The organism is Kitasatospora sp. NPDC056731 (genome assembly GCF_040687675.1).
In the GTDB taxonomy this organism is placed as follows: Bacteria; Actinomycetota; Actinomycetes; order Streptomycetales; family Streptomycetaceae; genus Kitasatospora.
Map to the genome: position 1 here is coordinate 1 of NZ_JBFBNR010000028.1, position 17,551 is coordinate 17,551.

General features: G+C 75.5%; 7 protein-coding genes and 1 pseudogene. 5 read left to right on the top strand and 3 right to left on the bottom strand.

The genetic code is table 11. The features are described 5' to 3' along the window. Positions 1-93: 93 nt before the first annotated feature. A pseudogene (locus AB0R04_RS26020) lies at positions 94-648 on the top strand (transposase); the annotation flags it as partial. A 134-nt stretch (positions 649-782) separates the two neighbouring features. On the opposite strand, the gene AB0R04_RS26025 reads toward AB0R04_RS26020, so the two are convergent. Together AB0R04_RS26025 and AB0R04_RS26030 are read right to left on the bottom strand one after the other, a co-directional pair. Beyond that, on the bottom strand, positions 783-1,172 hold the full coding sequence (locus AB0R04_RS26025) for a hypothetical protein (RefSeq protein WP_363375207.1): 390 nt from the start codon (positions 1,170-1,172) through the stop codon (positions 783-785). A gap of 265 nt (positions 1,173-1,437) precedes the next feature. Further along, positions 1,438-1,593: a hypothetical protein gene (locus AB0R04_RS26030; protein WP_363375209.1), complete on the bottom strand. Its 156-nt coding sequence runs from the start codon at positions 1,591-1,593 to the stop codon at positions 1,438-1,440. Here AB0R04_RS26030 and AB0R04_RS26035 point away from each other — a divergent pair. Then, entirely contained in the window at positions 1,583-1,762 is a 180-nt protein-coding gene (locus tag AB0R04_RS26035) for a hypothetical protein (RefSeq protein WP_363375211.1), read from the top strand. The genes AB0R04_RS26030 and AB0R04_RS26035 overlap by 11 nt on opposite strands. A gap of 18 nt (positions 1,763-1,780) precedes the next feature. On the opposite strand, the gene AB0R04_RS26040 is transcribed toward AB0R04_RS26035, so the two are convergent. After that, positions 1,781-2,599, bottom strand: a complete 819-nt coding sequence (locus AB0R04_RS26040) for an LLM class flavin-dependent oxidoreductase (protein WP_363375214.1) — start codon at positions 2,597-2,599, stop codon at positions 1,781-1,783. Positions 2,600-3,418: 819 nt separating this feature from the next. Here AB0R04_RS26040 and AB0R04_RS26045 point away from each other — a divergent pair. Genes AB0R04_RS26045 through AB0R04_RS26055 form a run of 3 tightly spaced genes read left to right on the top strand, consistent with a single transcriptional unit; the run spans position 3,419 to position 17,501 of the window. Beyond that, positions 3,419-9,937: an amino acid adenylation domain-containing protein gene (locus tag AB0R04_RS26045; RefSeq protein ID WP_363375217.1), complete on the top strand. Its 6,519-nt coding sequence runs from the start codon at positions 3,419-3,421 to the stop codon at positions 9,935-9,937. Continuing rightward, complete coding sequence (locus AB0R04_RS26050; protein ID WP_363375220.1) at positions 9,934-12,927, top strand: beta-ketoacyl synthase N-terminal-like domain-containing protein; 2,994 nt, start codon at positions 9,934-9,936, stop codon at positions 12,925-12,927. The genes AB0R04_RS26045 and AB0R04_RS26050 overlap by 4 nt, the downstream gene beginning before the upstream one ends. Next, entirely contained in the window at positions 12,924-17,501 is a 4,578-nt protein-coding gene (locus AB0R04_RS26055) for an amino acid adenylation domain-containing protein (protein WP_363375222.1), read from the top strand. Before AB0R04_RS26050 ends, AB0R04_RS26055 begins: the two co-directional genes overlap by 4 nt. Positions 17,502-17,551: the final 50 nt, after the last annotated feature.

Below are 17,551 nucleotides of genomic sequence, written 5' to 3' on the forward strand. Positions count from 1 at the left end.
CGGATGCCCGGCCAACGGGCACGTCCGGTTCGGCGGGCGGGGACGGGAAGACCGACACCTGCAAGGGTGCACGGCGTCTCGTCCCCGACCCAACCCCTCGGTATCCGCCCCACCGCAGGCTCCGGCTGGGCCCGCGCCGGTCACCCCGAGCGGCACCCTGCGACCTACCACCGCACCCACGGCGTGCGGTACTTTCACGGCTGCTACTCGATCGGCGACGACACCCTGTGGGGCGTCAACCGCCGCAAGAAGGGTGCCGCGAACACGCTGGCCGCGCTCAGATCGATCCGGGCGGCCCGCCCGGACGGCGCCCCGATCTACGTCATCCTGGACAACCTGTCCGCCCACAAGGGCGAGACCATCCGACGCTGGGCGAAGAAGAACCGGGTCGAGCTGTGCTTCACCCCGACCTACGCGTCCTGGGCCAACCCGATCGAGGCCCACTTCGGGCCGCTGAGACAGTTCACGATCGCGAACTCGAACCACCGCAACCACACCGTCCAGACCCGGGCCCTGCACGCGTACCTGCGCTGGCGCAATGCCAACGCCCGTCACCCCGACGTGCTGGCCACCCAACGTCGCGAGCGCGCACGCATCCACAGCGAGAGGAGCCTGCGCTGGGGTGGACGACCCGCTCCCGCCGCATGATCACGCAACCTGGCGATCGGGTCCGGTCGCAGCATCACTCCCGCCGCAGATCCACCTGGGCTACGTGACCAGGCCTCCGACTGGCCACGGACCTTCACCCTGGGCGTCGCACGTCGACCGTCTCTCGCTCCGGGTCAGGACCCTGAGGGGCCGATCTTCTCGTTGGCGAGGCGGATGAGGTCCCTCGCGAAGGCGCGGTGGATCGAGAGGACGATCACCGCCGACTGATGTCCCGTATGGCGTTGGAACTCGAAGCGGCGGAAGGCCATGAGAATCCCCGCCGAGTTGGTCTCCTTGACCGTCGCGATGTCGCGCCACGCGGCCGCGTCCCGGACGCGGCCGAAGAGGTCGGTCACGGTCACGCCGTCCTCGCGGAGATAGCACTGACACATGCCGAGCCGACCGGCCAACCGGCGCCAGGAGAAGGCGATGCCGTAGACCGCCAGCGGGATCCCCACCACGATCGCGGCCTTCACTGCGGCGTTGTCCGGCCGCATTACCACCAGCCCGATGAGCAGCACCACGCAGAACACCAGGACGAACCGTCGCCCGAGCTGCCAGAACATCCCGGGGATGCCTACGACGGAAGAACTACGGTGGAGCGCACCGAAATCGGGCCCCCGAACCTGCCTTGCCATACCGAATCCCCAACCCGGTCGCAGAGCCGACCGGCGTGATCGCCGAGTCTCGGCGCCCACTATTCAGGGAGCACCGGACGGTTGGCAAGACTGTGCATGGCGACGTCCCGCGAACCGTGCCCGGCCGCTGGTCGAGGAACGGGGCTTCACCTCACCGCCGCGCCACCGCAACGGCGACAAGGTCGGCGCCCTGGAGCCGGGCGACCCCGGAGCCGAGAAGATCGTGGGCCTGACCCCAGCCGGCCTCATCGCCGCCGCCGAAGCCCTCGGCGACGACCACACCGGCGCCCCACGCCATGCTCGTCAACGAGATCATCATCAACGCCGTCACCGACACCACCACCCACAACGCCCCACCGTCCGACAAGAAGCGCCAGGCACCGCCCCGCCGCACCCTACCCAGCGGCCCACTCCCCGGCAGCCTCGACGCCTGGGCCACCGAAGTCGCCCACACCATCACCGGCAAAACCCGGTGAACGTTCCCGGTCACAGCACTAGCCGAACAGCGTGGTGACGGTGTGGTGGAGCCGGGCGATCTCGGCTTCCCAGTCGGGGACCGCGCGGGCGGGGACCAGGATGACGTGTTCGACGCCGACGTCCGCGAACTCGGCCAGGCGCTCGCGCAACGCCCGGTCGCCGCCGACGGCATAGACGTCGCGGCTGGTGCAGCCCTGCTTGTGGGCCGAGACCTCGGCGTCCAGCTCGCGCCGGAGCTCGGGGGTGTCGATGGCGGGCGGCACGTAGACGAGCTGCACCGCGCGGGTGATGTGCTCGGTGCGGCCGAGGTGCTGCCGCTCCTCGTCCAGGACCTTCAGGCGCCGGCGGTACTCGGCGGGGGTGATGAACGCGGGGACCCAGCCGTCCGCGAGGGCGGCGACGCGCCGTACGGTCCGCTCCCGGCCTCCGCCCAGCCAGACGGGCGGCACCCCGGTCGGGCCGCTGCCGCTGGCTTCCCCGGCGGACTCCCCCACGAGGCGGCGCAGGCGGCGCAGGATGTCCTCCAGGGCGGCGGCCGCCTCGGCGGGGTCCCGGATGAGGGCCTCGCGGGGGCCGCCGATGCCGAGCTGGGCGACGAACCTGCCGTTCGACCGCCGGTACAGGTCGGTCAGTTCGCGGACCACGGCGGAGGGTTCCAGGCCGGCGGCGACCAGGACGTGCGGACCGAAGACCAGCGCGGATGTCCGGTGGGCCACTTCCCGTGCCAGCTCAAGCGGCGGGGGCATGTCGTCCCCGTTGTTGTTGTAGAACCAGAACGAATCGAATCCGTACTGCTCCACCGCGTCGAGCAATTTCCACAAGTGGTCCCGCGTCACGTCATGACGCAACGAGGTACCGAAACAGAAGCCGAATTGCAGACCCATGAGACCTCCCTGTCGAGATATTGCCTACGGGGCACGGCCGCCCGCCAAGCGGGCGGTCGATGAATTGGCGGGAGCCATCTGAATACCGACTTCAGGTCCGCGATCCACAGGATTTTCCACTCCTGTCGAACCCTGTCGAAATAAGGGGTCTCCGCTCGCCGTACGCAGCCGACGACGCGGATCAGATACACCTTCGCCTGGAACGTACCACAGGGGTCAAGCCTTCGAGAAGTGTACCAATCCAGGCCGGAGATCCGTTTACCAAGCCATATAACATCCTTTAACCAACCTTCGCAAGGTCCACAGGTTTCACTCAAACCAACGGTGCGATTCGCCCCAAAGTGCACTCTTGTGCGGGCTCCGAGGTGGCAGGAGCACCGGCGGAAGCACTGGATCCGGTGCCGGGAGAGGCAGGCGCGGACCTATGTCCAGAAAGTCACCTTCCCTGCACCTGCGAGAATGAGACATTCCGTTTGCTCGTTCTTGAAAAACTCCCAGGGTACATACAGACTCGTTTCGTGAACGGACCCCAGCAGGCCGGAGGTCCGACCCGGGGCACCGATCCCCGAGGGCGCCGACCGCACCTTCATGTACGCGCCCCCGGTTCCCCTCTCAATTCGCCGTCACCGGCATCCGCCCGCTCACGGGCGAACTCTTCGAGTTTTCAGAGCCCCGTGCCCGGATGGCCACACAGTGACATTCCTCCTCTCGACACCCCGCACTCGGACCACCGGCCGAGTGCCGCCAGCACGTACGGAAGGGGCAACCGAAGTGAACAGGAGCGACCTGGTTTCGGATTCGGGTCCGGCATCGGATGCCGAATTCGCATTCCCGCTCTCGGCCCCGGAGTTCGGCATCTGGCTCACCTGTCGGGACCAGCCGGAGTCCTTCAACATCCACCGCGTCTGGGAACTGCGCGGGCAGCTCGACGAGCAGGCCCTGAAGGGCGCCGTCGAGGAGACCGTCGCCCGGCACCCCGTGTTCGCCCGCCGGCTCGTCGACGAGGACGGCGTGCCCTCCTGGGTTCCCGGCGCGCCGCAGCCGCGATGGACCGCGGTGGACACGGCCACGGTGGACACGGCCGCGACGGCCGACGCCGCGCCCTGGGCTCCCGTCGGACACCACCGGTTCGACCTGAGACGCGACTGCCCCGTCCGCGTCGACCTGTTCCGGCACCGACCGGACCACCACGTGCTCTCCCTCCTGGTGCACCACATCGCGTGCGACGGGGCGTCGCTGGAGAACCTGCTGGCGGACATCGGTGCCGCGTACAACGCCCGCACCGCCGACGGGCCCCCCTTCACACCGGAACCGGCCCCGGCACCGCCCGCGGCAGCGGCCCCGCCCACGACACCTGGCCCGCCCGCGCCGGCGGAACCCTCCCGCTTCTGGCCCCTCGAACTGGCGGACGCCCAGTGGCCGGAGGCCCTGCCGCGCACCCCGGGCCCCCGGACGGCCGAAGCCGACGTCCTGGTGCTCCCGCTGCCCCCGGACGAGGCCGACGCGGTGCGCGCGGCGGCCCGCCGCCTGCGCGTCACCCCGTACCTCATGGGACTCGCCGCCCTCTACGCGGCGTTCGCCACGCAGGGCAACGCCCCCGACGTCATGGTCGCCACGCCCTTCGCCTCCCGGACACCGGCCACCGTGTCGCTGGTCGGCTGCTTCGCGCGGATGGTCCCGCTGCGGCAGCGGTGGCCCTCGGGAGCCTCCGGCGCCGAGCTCTGCGACGGTGTGCGGCGGACCGTCGCCGAGGCGCTGTCCCACGCGCACGAGCCGATCCACGAGAGCGCGGACCTCTTCGACGCCGCGACGCCCGGACTCACCGTCAGCTTCCAGCTGCGGGACCCCCTCCCGGGGCCGGCACTCGACGGGCTCACCGTCCGCGCGATGGAAGCGGTGCGTAAGCCGGTGACGGCACCCGTCGCAGGCGCACCGGAGGCGCCCGGAGCGACTGAAGCGACCGAAACCCCCGGAACCCCTGAAGCCCCCGAAGCCGCGCCCCCGGCCGGGCCCCCCGGCGCGACGATCGGCCTCACTCGTTTCGACCTCGAATTCGACCTCTGCTTACGGGCGGACGACGCCTCGGTGACGGTGACGCGCCGGATGCGCGGCGGCACGACCCACGCGGCCGCCGCCGAACTGCTCGCCGTCTACCGCCGGGTCCTGCTCGCCCTCGCCCGCGACCCCGGGGCACCACTGCCCCGCTCGACGAGCGCGGCGACGCCGTCCCTGATCGTCGCGCCGACCGATCCGTCAGAGCACGCACAGCCCCTCATGGAGCGGTTCGACGCCTGGGTGCGCACACAACCTCAGCGGCCCGCGGTGCGGTGCGGCAACGACCTTCTCACCTTCGCCGGCCTGGACCGCGAGGTCGCCCGGCTCGCCGCCGCCCTGCGCCGCCACGGCGCGGGCCCGGGCACCGCGGTGGGCGTCCTGCGCGAGCGGGGCGTCGCCCTGGTCGCGTCCGTGCTGGCGGCGTGGCGGGTGCGGGCCCATGTCGTCGCCCTCGACCCCTCCCAGCCCGACTCCCGTCTCGCCTACGTCGTGGCGGACACCGGCACCCGTGTCGTGCTGTGCGACCCCGCGTCGCGCCACCGGCTCGACGCCTCGCTCACGATCGTCGACGAGGCCCCGGACATCAAGGACGCGCACACCGAGGCCCCGGACACCGAGGATCCGCACGACGAGGCCCCGGACACCGAGAACGCGCACACCGAAGACGCCCGCCCCCACGATCTGGCGTACGTCCTGCACACCTCGGGCACCACCGGCCGCCCCAAGGGCGTCATGGTCGAGCACCGGGGCCTCGCCGTCCTCGTCGACGCGCAGCCGGCCGGAGCCGGGGCCGCCCGGGTCGGCGTCACCGCCGCCGTCTCCTTCGACGTCTTCTTCCAGCAGCTCCTCTACCTCTTCCGGGGCAGCTGCCTGGTGGTGGCCGACCAGGCCACGTACCGCGATCCGCAGGCGCTGGTGGAGTGGGTCGAGCGCAACGACGTGCGCCTGCTCAGCACCTCGCCGTCGATGTTCGCCGCCATGCGCCCCTTCGGCGTCGAGGGGATGTTCCAACGCACGGGCCTGGAGCTGGACTTCGGGGGCGAGGCGGTCGACGCCACGACCTGGCGCAGGCTGCGCGAGCTGGGTGTCAGGGGGTCCAACGGCTACGGTCCGACCGAGGTCACGATCCAGACCACGTGGTGCGGTTTCGACGAGTACGGGAGCCCCAGCATCGGCCGGCCCCTCGACGGCACCTCGGCCTACGTGCTGGGCGCCGACCTCCGCCCCGTGCCGGTCGGTTCCCGCGGCGAGCTGTATCTCGCGGGGCCGCTGGTCACCCGCGGCTACCTCAACGCGCCCGCTCTCACGGCCGAGCGCTACCTCCCGGACCCCTTCGCCCCGGCACCTGGCGCCCGGATGTACCGCACGGGGGACCGCGTCACCCTCGGCGCCGACGGACACCTGATCTACCACGGCCGGACCGACCACCAGCTGAAGGTGCGCGGCCAGCGGGTCGACCCGTACGAGGTGGAGGAGGTGCTGCGCGGCGCGCCGGGCGTCCAGGACGCCTACGTGGCACGGCGGGGCCCGACCGGGACGGCGGGGCTCCTCGCCTGGGTCACCCCCCGCCGCCCCGGGCCGGTTCCGGTGCCGGGGGAGCTGCGCGGCCTCGCGGCCCGGCGGCTGGCGCCCGCCGCGGTGCCCGCGCACATCGAGGTCGTCGACGCGTTCCCGCTCACGCTCAGTGGAAAGGTCGACGAGCGTGCCCTGCCCGTGCCCGCGCCCGTGCGGCCGCCGGAGGGCGACGCGGACCCCGTCGTCCGGCTCTGGGCGCTGACGCTCGGCCGCCCGCCCGCCTCGAACGGGGACAACTTCTTCTCCTGCGGCGGGAGTTCACTGGACGCGGCCCGGCTCGTCGCCGAGGTCAACCAGGAGTGCGGGGTGCGCGTCGACCTCGCCTCGTTCTTCGGCGACCCCACACCGGAAGGGTTGCGGCACCTGATCGCGCGGGCCGCGCCCGCCGGCGGCGAGGGCCCGTCCACGGCTGCGCCCGCCGGTCTGTCGGCCGCCCAGCGGCGGCTGTGGCTGCTGCACCGGGCGGAGCCGGACAGCCACGAGTTCACCGTGTACTGGGCGCTGCGGCTGAGCGGTCCGCTGGATCCCGCGCGCCTGCAGTCGGCCTGGCGCGACGTGCTGACCGCCCACCCCGAGACGCGGCTGCGGGTCATCGACGACGACGTGGCCCCCGGGCGCGGACAGTGGCCCCTCACCGCGTTCACCGTGAGCGTGCGGGACGTACCCGGGCACGCCCTGGCGGAGCACCTGCGGCGCGTGGCCCACCGGCCCTTCGACCTGTTCGAGGAGCCCTTGGTCGAGCTGCGGGTGCTCAGGACCGGCCCCGAGGACCACGTGCTGGTCTTCGTCGGCCATCACCTCGTGCTCGACCGCCGCTCCACGGAGCTGATCACCGAGCAGCTGCTGAGCCGGCTGGCCGGCGGCCCGGCGCTCCCGCCCGCCCCGGCGGGCGCCGTCCCCGGGCCGTCGCCCGCCGAGGCCGAACGGCTGCGCCGGTTCTGGGCCGAGGAGCTCGCCGGCGTCTGCGCCCACTCGCCGGTCGCCCTCGGCGGGCCCCGGCCGGGCCCGCACCGGCGCACCGCGGCGACGGTCGGCGTCCCGCTGGACGCGGCGCAGTGGCGGCGCGTGACGGAGGCGGCGCGGACGCACCGCACCACGGCCCTCGTCCTCGTCCTGTCGGCGTTCGCGGTGACGGCCGACCGGTACGGCGCGGCGGGCGACGTCCTGGTCGGTACCACCATGGACGTCCGACCGCCCGGCTTCAGCGAGGCCGTCGGCCTCTTCGTCAACCCCGTCCCGGTACGGCTGCGCCCCCGCCCCGGCGGCACCGCCGGCGAGGCGGTCGCCCAGGCGCACGCGGCCCTCCTGCGGGCGCACGCGCACCGCGCGCACCCCTTCGACGAACTCGTCCGGGAGCTCGGTCTGCGGGCCGGTCCGGGGCAGGCCCCCCTGTTCCAGGTGCTGGTGGACCATGAGCAGCCGGCCACGGCGACGGCCGCGCCGCCCGGCGTCCGCGCCCGCTCGGTGGAGATCCCGGCGGCCATCGCGAAGTACGACGTCGAGATCCTGCTCCGGGAGACCCCTGACGGCGCCCGGCTGGACGTGCTCCACCGCACCGACCGGTGGACGACGGACCAGGCCTGGCAGCTGGCCGAGCGGATCCGCGGGGCGCTGCTCGCGCTGGCCGCCGAGCCCTCCGCGCCGGCCGCGCTCCCCGTGGCGCTGGACCCGGGGCGCCTGCCCCTGGAGTGGGGGCGGGGCCCGGAGCCGTTCGCGCCGGTGGTCCCGGTGAGCGAGCTCGTCGCCCGGATCGCCCGGGAGGCACCGGAGCGGACCGCCGTGGTCGCCGGGGGCGAGCAGCTCACGTACGGGCGGCTGCGGGCCGACGCCCTGGACCTCGCCGCCCGGCTGACGGCCCGGCTGACCGCCCGGGGCGCGGGCCGGGGCGCCCGGGTGGCGGTGCTGACCGAGCGGTCCGCGGGCCTGATGACCGCGCTGCTCGGCGTGCACTTCGCCGGTGCCGCGTACGTCCCGCTCGATCCCCGGCACCCCGACTCCCGCATGGCGGCGTGCCTGGCCGACTGCGGGGCCTCCGCCGTCGTCACCGACGCGGCCATGGCCGGGCGGGCGGCGTCGTTCGGGCTGCCGCTGGTCCCGCTGCTCCCGCTGTCCTCGGCGGCAGATCTGCGGACCGACCGGAGCGCCGAGCCGGGGAGCGACCGGAGTGCCGCGCCGACGCCCGAGCCGACGGCCGCCCGGAGCGCCGAGCCCGCCGTCCCCCTCCCGCCCGGGCCGCACGATCCCGCGTACGTCATCTACACCTCTGGCACGACCGGGCGGCCGAAGGGCGTGGTGATCGAGCACGGCACGCTGGCCGCCTCCACGGCCGCCCGCCGCACCGTCTATCCGGGGCGGCCGGTCTTCCTGCTGCTATCGCCCGCGGCGTTCGACTCGGCCGCGGTCGGCATCTGGGGGACGCTGTCGGCCGGTGGCCGCCTGGTCGTCGCGAGCGACGACGAGGTCCGCGACCCCGAGGCCCTGGTCGCGCTGATCGCCCGGCACGAGGTCACCCGGCTGCTGTGCGTGCCCTCGCTCCACGCCCTGCTGCTCACCGCCGCCGACCGGGCCGGCCCCGACGCGGTGCGCAGCCTGCGCGAGGTCGTCACGGCCGGGGAGCCGCTCCCGGACGAGCTGCTGCGGCGCCACTTCGCCGTCCTGCCCCGGGTGGCGCTGGTCAACGAGTACGGGCCCACCGAGGCCACCGTCTGGGCGAGCTACCGCCGCTACCACGGGCCGGAGGCCGTCGACATCGGCGGCCCGGTGCCGGGCTACCGCCTCTACGTCCTGGACCACGCCCTGCGCCCCGTCCCCCCGGGGGTCGACGGCGAACTGTACGTCGGCGGCGCGGGCGTGGGCCGGGGGTACGTCGGCCGGCCCGCCGAGACGGCCGGCGCCTTCCTGCCCGACCCGTTCGGCGGCGAGCCGGGGGCCCGGATGTACCGCACGGGCGACCGGGTGCGGTGGCAGGGGCCGGAGGCGCTCGCCTTCGTCGGCCGGCTGGACCACCAGATCAAGGTCCGGGGCCACCGGGTGCAGCCCGCCGAGGTGGAGGCGGCGCTGCGCGGCGCCGAGGGCGTCCGGGAGGCGGCCGTGGTCGCCGACGGCGGCGCGCGCCTCGTCGGCTTCGTCACCGGCGGCGGGCGGCCGGAGGCCATCCGGCGCGAAGTCGCGGAGCTGCTGCCGGAGTTCATGGTCCCCGCCGTGGTCCACGGGCTGGAGCGGCTGCCCGTCACCCCCAACGGCAAGGTCGACCGGCGGGCCCTGGAGCAGGAGGCGGCCCGGCGCCGGGCCTCGGCGCTCGCCCGGCCCGCCGGGGACGTGTCGCCCGGGCACGCGGCGGTCACCGCGGCGTGGCGGGAGGTCCTGGGCGTCGCCGACGTTCCCGGCGACGTCAACTTCTTCGACCTCGGGGGGCATTCGCTGCTGGTGCCGGCGCTCCAGGAGGCCTTGCACCGGCACACCGGCGTCCGGCTGCCGATCCTCGACCTCTTCCGCCACAGCACCGTCGCCGACCTCGCGGCCCGACTGGCGCGCAGCACGACGGCCGCGCCGCCCGCCCCCGGGACGGAACCACCGCCCTCAGCCGGATCGTCCCGTCGCCGACGCGGCGACGCGGCCCGTACGCTCCGCGACCGCCGCGCCCAGGAGGCCGACCGATGAACCGCGACCGTTCCCTCGACATCGCCGTCACCGGCATGACGGGGCGCTTCCCCGGAGCGGCCGATCTGGCACAGCTGTGGCAGGCCCTGCGCGACGGGCGGGTGCTGACCCGGCGCCTGAGCCGGGAGGAGCTGTCGGCCTGTGGCGTCCCCGCGTCCCTCGCCGACGATCCGGCCTACGTCCCCGTCCACGGGCCGCTCGACGATGCCGACCGCTTCGACCACGAGTTCTTCGGCGTCAGCCCCCGCGAGGCCGGGCTGACGGACCCGCAGCACCGGCTGCTGCTGGAGTGCGCCTGGGCCGCCCTGGAGGACGCCGGCCACAGCGTCACGGCTGGCGACGGGCTGCGGACGGCGGTGTACGCGGCCGCCAGCGGCAGCGGTCATCTGCGGGCGCTCCTGGCCTCCGGCTCGCTGGCGCCCCCGGAGTTCGAGGAGGCACTCCTCGTCAACGAACGCGACTTCCTCGCGACGCGCATCGCCTACAAACTGGGGCTGACCGGGCCCGCGCTCACCGTCCTCACGGCCTGCTCCTCCTCGCTCGTCGCGGCCCACCTGGCCGTCCAGGCGCTGAACAACGGGGAGTGCGACCAGGCCCTGGTGCTCGCCGCGTCGGCCAACGCCCCCCAGGCGGGGCACCTGCCCATGGCCGGCGGAGTGATGTCGCTCAGCGGGCACTGCCGCCCCTTCGACGCCTCGGCGGACGGCACCCTCGGCGGCTCGGGCGCGCTGGGCGTCGTCCTGCGCCGCCACGAGGACGTGGCGGACGGCCCGCTCCCCCTGCACGGAGTGCTGCTGGGCTCCGCCGTCAACAACGACGGCACCACCAAGGCGGGCTTCCTCGCGCCGTCGGCGGCGGGCCAGGAGCAGGCGATCCGCGCCGCGCTCGCCGCCGCCGACGTCGACGCCGCATCCGTCGGCTACCTGGAGAGCCACGGCACCGGCACCCGCGTCGGCGACCCCATCGAGTGGTCCGCCGCCTCGGCGGTGTACCGGTCGCTGGGTGCCGCTCCCGGCAGCATCCCGGTCGGCGCGCTCAAGGCGACCATCGGCCACCTCGACGCCGCCGCCGGACTCGCCGGGCTGGTGAAGGCGCTGCTGGTGCTCCGGCACGGGTACGTGCCCGCGCTTCCCGGGCTGAGCCGGGCCAATCCGCTACTGGAACGGGAGGACTCGCCGCTGTCCCTGCCCACCGAGGCCGGGCCGTGGCGGGGCCCGCAGCCGCGCCGGGCCGCGGTGAGCTCGTTCGGCGTGGGCGGGACCAACGTGCACATGCTGGTGGAGCAGCCGCCGGAGCCGGCCGCCGCGCCGCCCGCCCCGCCGCCCGGGCGGGAACGGCTGGTGGTGCTCTCCGCGAAGGACCCGCGGGCCCTCGCCCGCATGCGGGAGCGGCTCGCCGCGCACCTGGAGAACGTCGAAGCCGCGCCCTCGCTGGCGGACGTCGGCCGGACCCTCGCCCGGCGGTCGGAACTCCCCTACCGCTCCTCGGCGGTGGGCGCGAACGTGGCCGAGGTCGTGGCGGCGCTGCGGGCCCCGGCCGAGCCGGCACCGGAACCCGCCACGCACCCCGCCCCGGCGCTGCTGCTCTTCCCGGGGCAGGGAACGCAGTTCCCCGGCATGGCGGCGCCCTTCGCCGCCGCCCTGCCCCCGTTCGCCGACGCGCTGGACGCCTGCCTGGCCGCCTTCTCCCCCGGGCTCGCCCGCGAGGTCGACGAGGCGCTGCACGACGCCTCCTTCCCCGCCGAACGGCTCGCCCGGACGGCGCTCGCCCAGCCCGCGCTCTTCGCCGTCGAGTACGCCGCCGGGACGGCGCTGCTCGCCCTGGGCCTGGTGCCCTGCGCGCTGCTCGGGCACAGCCTGGGGGAGATCACGGCGGCGACCCTGGCCGGCGCCCTCGCCCTCGACACCGCGGCCCGTCTCGTGGCACGCCGGGCCCAGCTGATGCAGGACTGCGCCCCGGGCGCGATGGTCTCCCTGGCCTGCGGCGAGGCCGAGGCCCGGGCCCTGCTGGCCGAGACCGGCGCCGAGCTGGGCGTCGCGGCGGTCAACGCCGCCACGAGCACCGTACTCGCCGGGCCCCCCGAGGCGGTGACGGCCTTCCGGGAGCGGATCGGCGGCCGGTACGCGGCCAAGGTGCTGCGGTCGTCCCGTGCCTTCCACTCCCCACTGATCGAACCGGCGGCCGACGCGCTGCGGGGCACACCGACGGCCGCCGAGGTGCGCCCCGCCGCCCTGCCGTGGATCGAGAACACGGAGGGGCAGCTGCTGCCCGAGGGCTCGCTCACCGACCCCGGCCACTTCGCCCGGGCCGCCCGCCGGCCGGTGCGCTTCGCGGACGCGCTGGCGACGGCCCGGGCGAAGTTCCCCGACGCCGTCGCGGTCGAGGTGGGGCCCGGCCGGGTGCTGAGCGGCTTCGCGGAAGCCGCCGGGCTGCCCGCGATCCCGCTGCTGGGCTCCTCGCCGCCCGCCCCCGCCGCATCGGCGCACGCCCCGGCCGCTTCCACCGCCCGCCCGGTGCTGGCGGCGATCGGCCGGCTGTGGTGCTCCGGCCTCCCCCTGGACCTCGTCCCGCTCCAGGCGCCGGGGCGCTCCATCCCGCTGCCGACCTATCCGTTCCACGGCCCGCGCCACCCGGTGCCGGCCGCCCCGACGCCCGGACCACCGCCCGGACCACCCGCCCGGGCGGCCGTCGCCGGCGCGGTCGAGCCCGTCGCGGACACCCCCGTCGCGGACACCCCCGTCGCGATCCTCCGCGCCCTGTGGGCCGAACAGCTGGGGGTGACCGACGTGCCCGACACGGCCGACTTCTTCCAGCTGGGCGGTGACTCGCTCACCGTGGCCCGGCTCGCGCGCGGGATGAGCCGCCGGTTCGGCGTCGACGTCCCCGTCGGCGAGCTGTTGCGGGCCCGGTCCATCGGGCTCCAGTACGCGCTGGTCGAGCGGTTGATCGCCCAGCAGATCCTCGACGAGGCCGGGGAGGAGCTCGGATGACCGCCTCGCCCCTCGACCGGCTCACCCCCGGGCAGCGCGCCGAACTGGCCGCCCGGCTCCAGGGGCGCAGCCCCGCGGCCGCGCCACCGGCGGCTTCCGTACCGTCACTCGCGCCTTCGGAACCGGCGTTCCCGCCCCGCCCGGAGGCCGTGGCCGGCAGCCACCCCCTCTCCGTCACCCAGTACCGGATGTGGCTCGCCGAGCAGGCGTCCCCCGCCGCGTCGGCGGCCTACACCGTGCCCCTGGCCCTCCAGCTCGCGGGCCCGCTGGACATCGACCGGCTCCGCGCGTGCCTGGACGCCCTCGCCGCCCGCCATCTGGCCCTGCGAACCCGTTTCGGCCAGGAGAACGGGGTGCCCCGGCAGCGCTTCGACCTGCCCGCCCGCATCCCGCTGGAGGTGCGGGAACTGCCCTCGGGAGCGCCGGAGCGGGACCGGGCACTCGACGCCGAGGCGGCGCGCCCGTTCCGCCTGGACCGGCCCCCGTACGTCCGCGCCGTCCTGCTGGCCCAGGGGCCGCAGCAGCACACCCTCCTCCTGACCTTCCACCACGCCGTCTGCGACGGATGGTCGTTGGGGGTTCTGATCGACGACCTGCTGGACGCGTACGCCGCCGGGGACGGCCCCGGTTCCACCCTCCCCGCGCCGGGCGCCCAGCACCTCGACTACGTCCGCTGGGAGCAGTCGCCGGACGGGCGGGCCGCGCTGGCCGCCCACGCCGCTCACTGGGCCCGCTCCAGCGGGCGCGCCGACGACGGGGCCGACGACGGGGCCGAACTCCCCTTCGCCGTCGACCCGGCCAGCACGGAGCAGGCCGCCACGGAACAGGCCACCGCGGAGCAGGCCACCGCGGAGCACGCCACCGCGCAGCAGGCCGCCCGGATGCCGCACGCCGAGCTGGCGCTGTCCCCGGACCTCACCCGGCAGGTCCACGCGTTCGCCCGGCGGCACGCCTGCACGGCGCACGCGGTGTGGCTCGCCGCGTTCGCGGCCACCTGGAGCGCCGTCACCGGCACCCGGACGGCCTCCGTGAGCGTTCCCACCGCCAACCGGGCGGCGGAGCGCTACGACCTCACCGTGGGCGCCTTCGTCTCCGCGATGCCCCTCGCCCTGCCCCTGCCGCCCGCGCTGGGCTTCGCCGCGCTGGCCCGGCGGACCGGCGAGCAGCTCCTGACCGGCTCGCAGCACCCGACCCTCCCCCTGACCTCCGACGACACCGCCGTGCCCGTACCCGCCGCCGCCTTCGTCCTGACCCACGAGGACAATCGGCCGCGCCCGGCCGGCCCCCTCACGGTCACCCCCCTGCCCGTACGCGTCCAGGGGGACCAGGGCGCGCTGACCGTGCAGCTCACGGAACACGCCGACACCGCCGTCGTCCGGCTGACCGGCTCCCCACAGCACTACACCGACGCGGCCCTCGCCCGGCTCGGGCGGGCCTACCGACGCTGCCTCGCCTCCGTCCTCGCCGCCCCCGACGCGCCGCTGGCCGCCCTGGACGCACGCGACCCGGCCGAGCGCGCGACCATCGCGGCCGCCTCGACGGCGCCGCCCGCGGCCGGGGCCCGCCTGCCCTACGAGGCCTTCGCGGACTGGGCGCGGCGCACCCCCGAGGCGTTCGCCGTCCGGGACGCCGCCGACGGTCACCTCACCTACCGGGCGCTGCACGAGCGCACCGAGCGCGCGGCGGCCCACCTCGCCCTGGCCGGGGTCGGCCCCGGCTCCGCGGTGGCCCTGGACGTGCCGGCGGGCGCCGACTATCCGACGCTGGCCCTGGCGGTCTGGCGGCTCGGCGGCTGGATCATCGCGCTGCGCCCCGACGACCCCGCGGAACGCCGCCGCGCCCTGCTGCGCAGCGCCCGGGCGGACTTCCTCGTCCGCACCGCCGACGGCCCCGGGCACGACGCCGACGGGGACCATGCCGACGGCGGCGCGCCGAAAAAGGCACTCCGGACGATCCGGCTCCCCCGAGGGGGCGCGCGGGAGCTCCCGGCCACCGGCGCGGCGGTGCCGCCCGTGGCCCGCACGGGCCCGCAGGACCTGGCCTACGCGGTGTTCACCTCCGGCACGACCGGTACGCCCAAGTGCGTCCCGGTGCCGCTGGGGGCGCTGGCCAACGAGCTCGCCTGGCGCCGCGAGGCGATCGGCCTCGCCGCCCCCGACCGGGTGCTCCAGACCATTCCCCTGGTCTTCGACCCGTCGCTGTGGCAGTGCTTCGGACCGCTGGTCGCCGGGGCCGGCGTGGTCTTCCCCGGCGTCGACCTCGGGGCGCATCCGGCCGCCCTCGTGGAGGCAGCCCTGGAGCACTCCGCGACCGTGGTCGACGTCGTCCCGTCCCTGCTCGCCGCCCTGGACGACGAGGATCTGCGCCGGCTGCCGGCCCGGGTCGTCTTCTGCGGCGGGGAGGCGCTGCCCTCGGCGCAGGCCGACCGCTACCTGCGCGTCGGCCGCGGTGAACTGCGCAACCAGTACGGGCCGTCCGAGACCTGCATCGACGCCACCTCGTACCGGTGCACGGCGGGGGCCGAGGGCGGCACCGCCCCCGTGGGCCACCCCATCTCCGGCGTGCACCTGCACATCCTCGACGGCGCGCTGCGTCCGGTACCGATCGGGGTCACCGGCGAGCTGTACATCGGCGGCACCGGGGTGGCACGAGGCTACCGGGACCGTCCGGCCGAAACGGCGGCCCGGTTCCTGCCCGACCCGACCGGTCCCCCGGGCTCGCGGATGTACCGCACCGGGGACCGGGTGCGGTGGAACGCCGACGGGAGCGTGCAGTTCGTCGGCCGCACCGACAACCAGGTCAAGGTGCGCGGCCACCGGGTGGAGCTGGAGGAGGTCGACCGGCACGTCGTGGACGCGCCGGGGGTGCGGGAGGCGGCCACCGTCGTCGTCGGGGAACGCGTCAGCCGCCTGGTGGGCTTCGTCACCGGCGAGCCCGCCCCGGACCCGGCTGCGGTGCGCGCCCATCTGGCCCGTACCCTCCCGCCGTACATGGTGCCCGGCGAGATCCGGGTGCTCCCGCGGCTGCCGGTGACCGCCAACGGCAAGGCGGACCGCCGCGCGCTGCTGGCCATGGTGCGCTCCGCGCGCACGGCGGCCGGCCCCGCCGCCGCCCACGACCGGGTGGCCGCCGCCGTGGTGGAGGCGTTCGCGGCGGCACTCGACCGGCCGTCGGCCACCCTGGACGACCATCTCTACGACCTCGGCGGGGCGTCGCTGGGGGCGGCCCGGATCGCCTCCGCGCTGAGCCGGCGCCTCGGGGTGGAGGTCCCCGTGCGCACCGTCCTGACGCATCCGCTGGCCGTCGAACTCGCCACCGAGGTCAGGACGTTGCTCGCCGCCGCGCCCCCTCCCGTCGAGGCCGGAGCCGACGGTTCCCGCACGCCCGAACAGCTCCTGGTGGCCCAGCAGGAGCGCGCCCTCGGACACCCCGCTCCCCCGATTCCGCTGCTGCTGGGGCTCGATGCCCCCGTGGATCCGCAGGACGTGGAGCGGGCGGTCCGCGCACTGGTCGCCCGGCACGAGGCCCTACAGCCGACAGCCCCGGAGGCGACACCGGAGGCCGCCGGAACGGGACAGCACGACGAGTGGCAGCCCTGCCCCATGGCCCCGCTGCCGGACCGGCCCGCCCAGGTCCACTGGGACACCGCACTGGTCGAGCGGCCGCTGCCCGCAGGATCACCGGGGCTGGAGGTCGTCCTGCTGGCCGGGGAGGACGGCACCGTCCGGCACCTGCTGCTGAGGCTGGCCCGCCACCGGGGCGACGGCGCCTCCGTGGGCATCCTCGCCGACGAGCTCCTCGCCCTGCTCGCCGGCCGCGACCTGCCCCGACCGGCCCCGCGCTACAGCGACTACGCCCGCGCCAGGGCCGTCCGACGCACGGCCCGGCGCGCCGAGCTGGAACGGTACTGGCGCACCAGCCTGGGCGCTGTCCCCCCGGACCCGTTCGCCGAGCGCCGCACCGGCCCGAGGACCTTCCGCAACCACGGGGTGCGGAAGGTCCTCCCCGCCGACGCGTACGCACGCCTCCAGCGGGCGGGCCGGACGGCGGGGACGACCACCACGGCCGCCTTCCTCGACCTGCTCGGCCGGATCGTCTCCCGGATGTCGGGCGGCACGTCCACGGTGATCGGCATGCCGGTCTCCCACCGCTCGGCGGCCACCGAGGAATCGCTCGTCGGCCGCGCCGTCGACCTGCTGCCGGTGGTGCTCGGTGCCACCGGGGCCGGCCACGCCCACCGGGCACTGCTGTCCGCCCTGGACCACGCCGACCTGCCGCTGCTGCACATCGCCGAGCTCGCCGATCCGGTCGACCCCGCGGTCCGGCCGCCGGTCTGCGCGGCCGGGCTGGTCGTCCACGGGCCGGAGGAGAACCCGGCCGTGGTGCCGGACGACCTGCACCACGACACCGTGCCCGAGCACTGGGCGGACCTCGACCTCGTCCTCCACGTGCAACCGGCCCGCTCGGGAGGGTGTTCGGTGCTCCTGACCGGAGCCGTCGGCCTCTTCCCGCAGGCCGAGCTGCGCGGGCACCTCGCCCGGGCCCTGGCGGAGCTCGAACCCGACCGGAGCTGAGCTACGCCCCAGCCGTACCTCCCGCGCGGTGCGCCCGTCGCGCCCGTGCC

Coding starts and splice junctions, on each gene's coding strand:
- AB0R04_RS26035 (WP_363375211.1), top strand. CDS start 1,583: ATGCTCGTCAACGAGATCATCATCAACGCCGTCACCGACACCACCACC.
- AB0R04_RS26050 (WP_363375220.1), top strand. CDS start 9,934: ATGAACCGCGACCGTTCCCTCGACATCGCCGTCACCGGCATGACGGGG.
- AB0R04_RS26055 (WP_363375222.1), top strand. CDS start 12,924: ATGACCGCCTCGCCCCTCGACCGGCTCACCCCCGGGCAGCGCGCCGAA.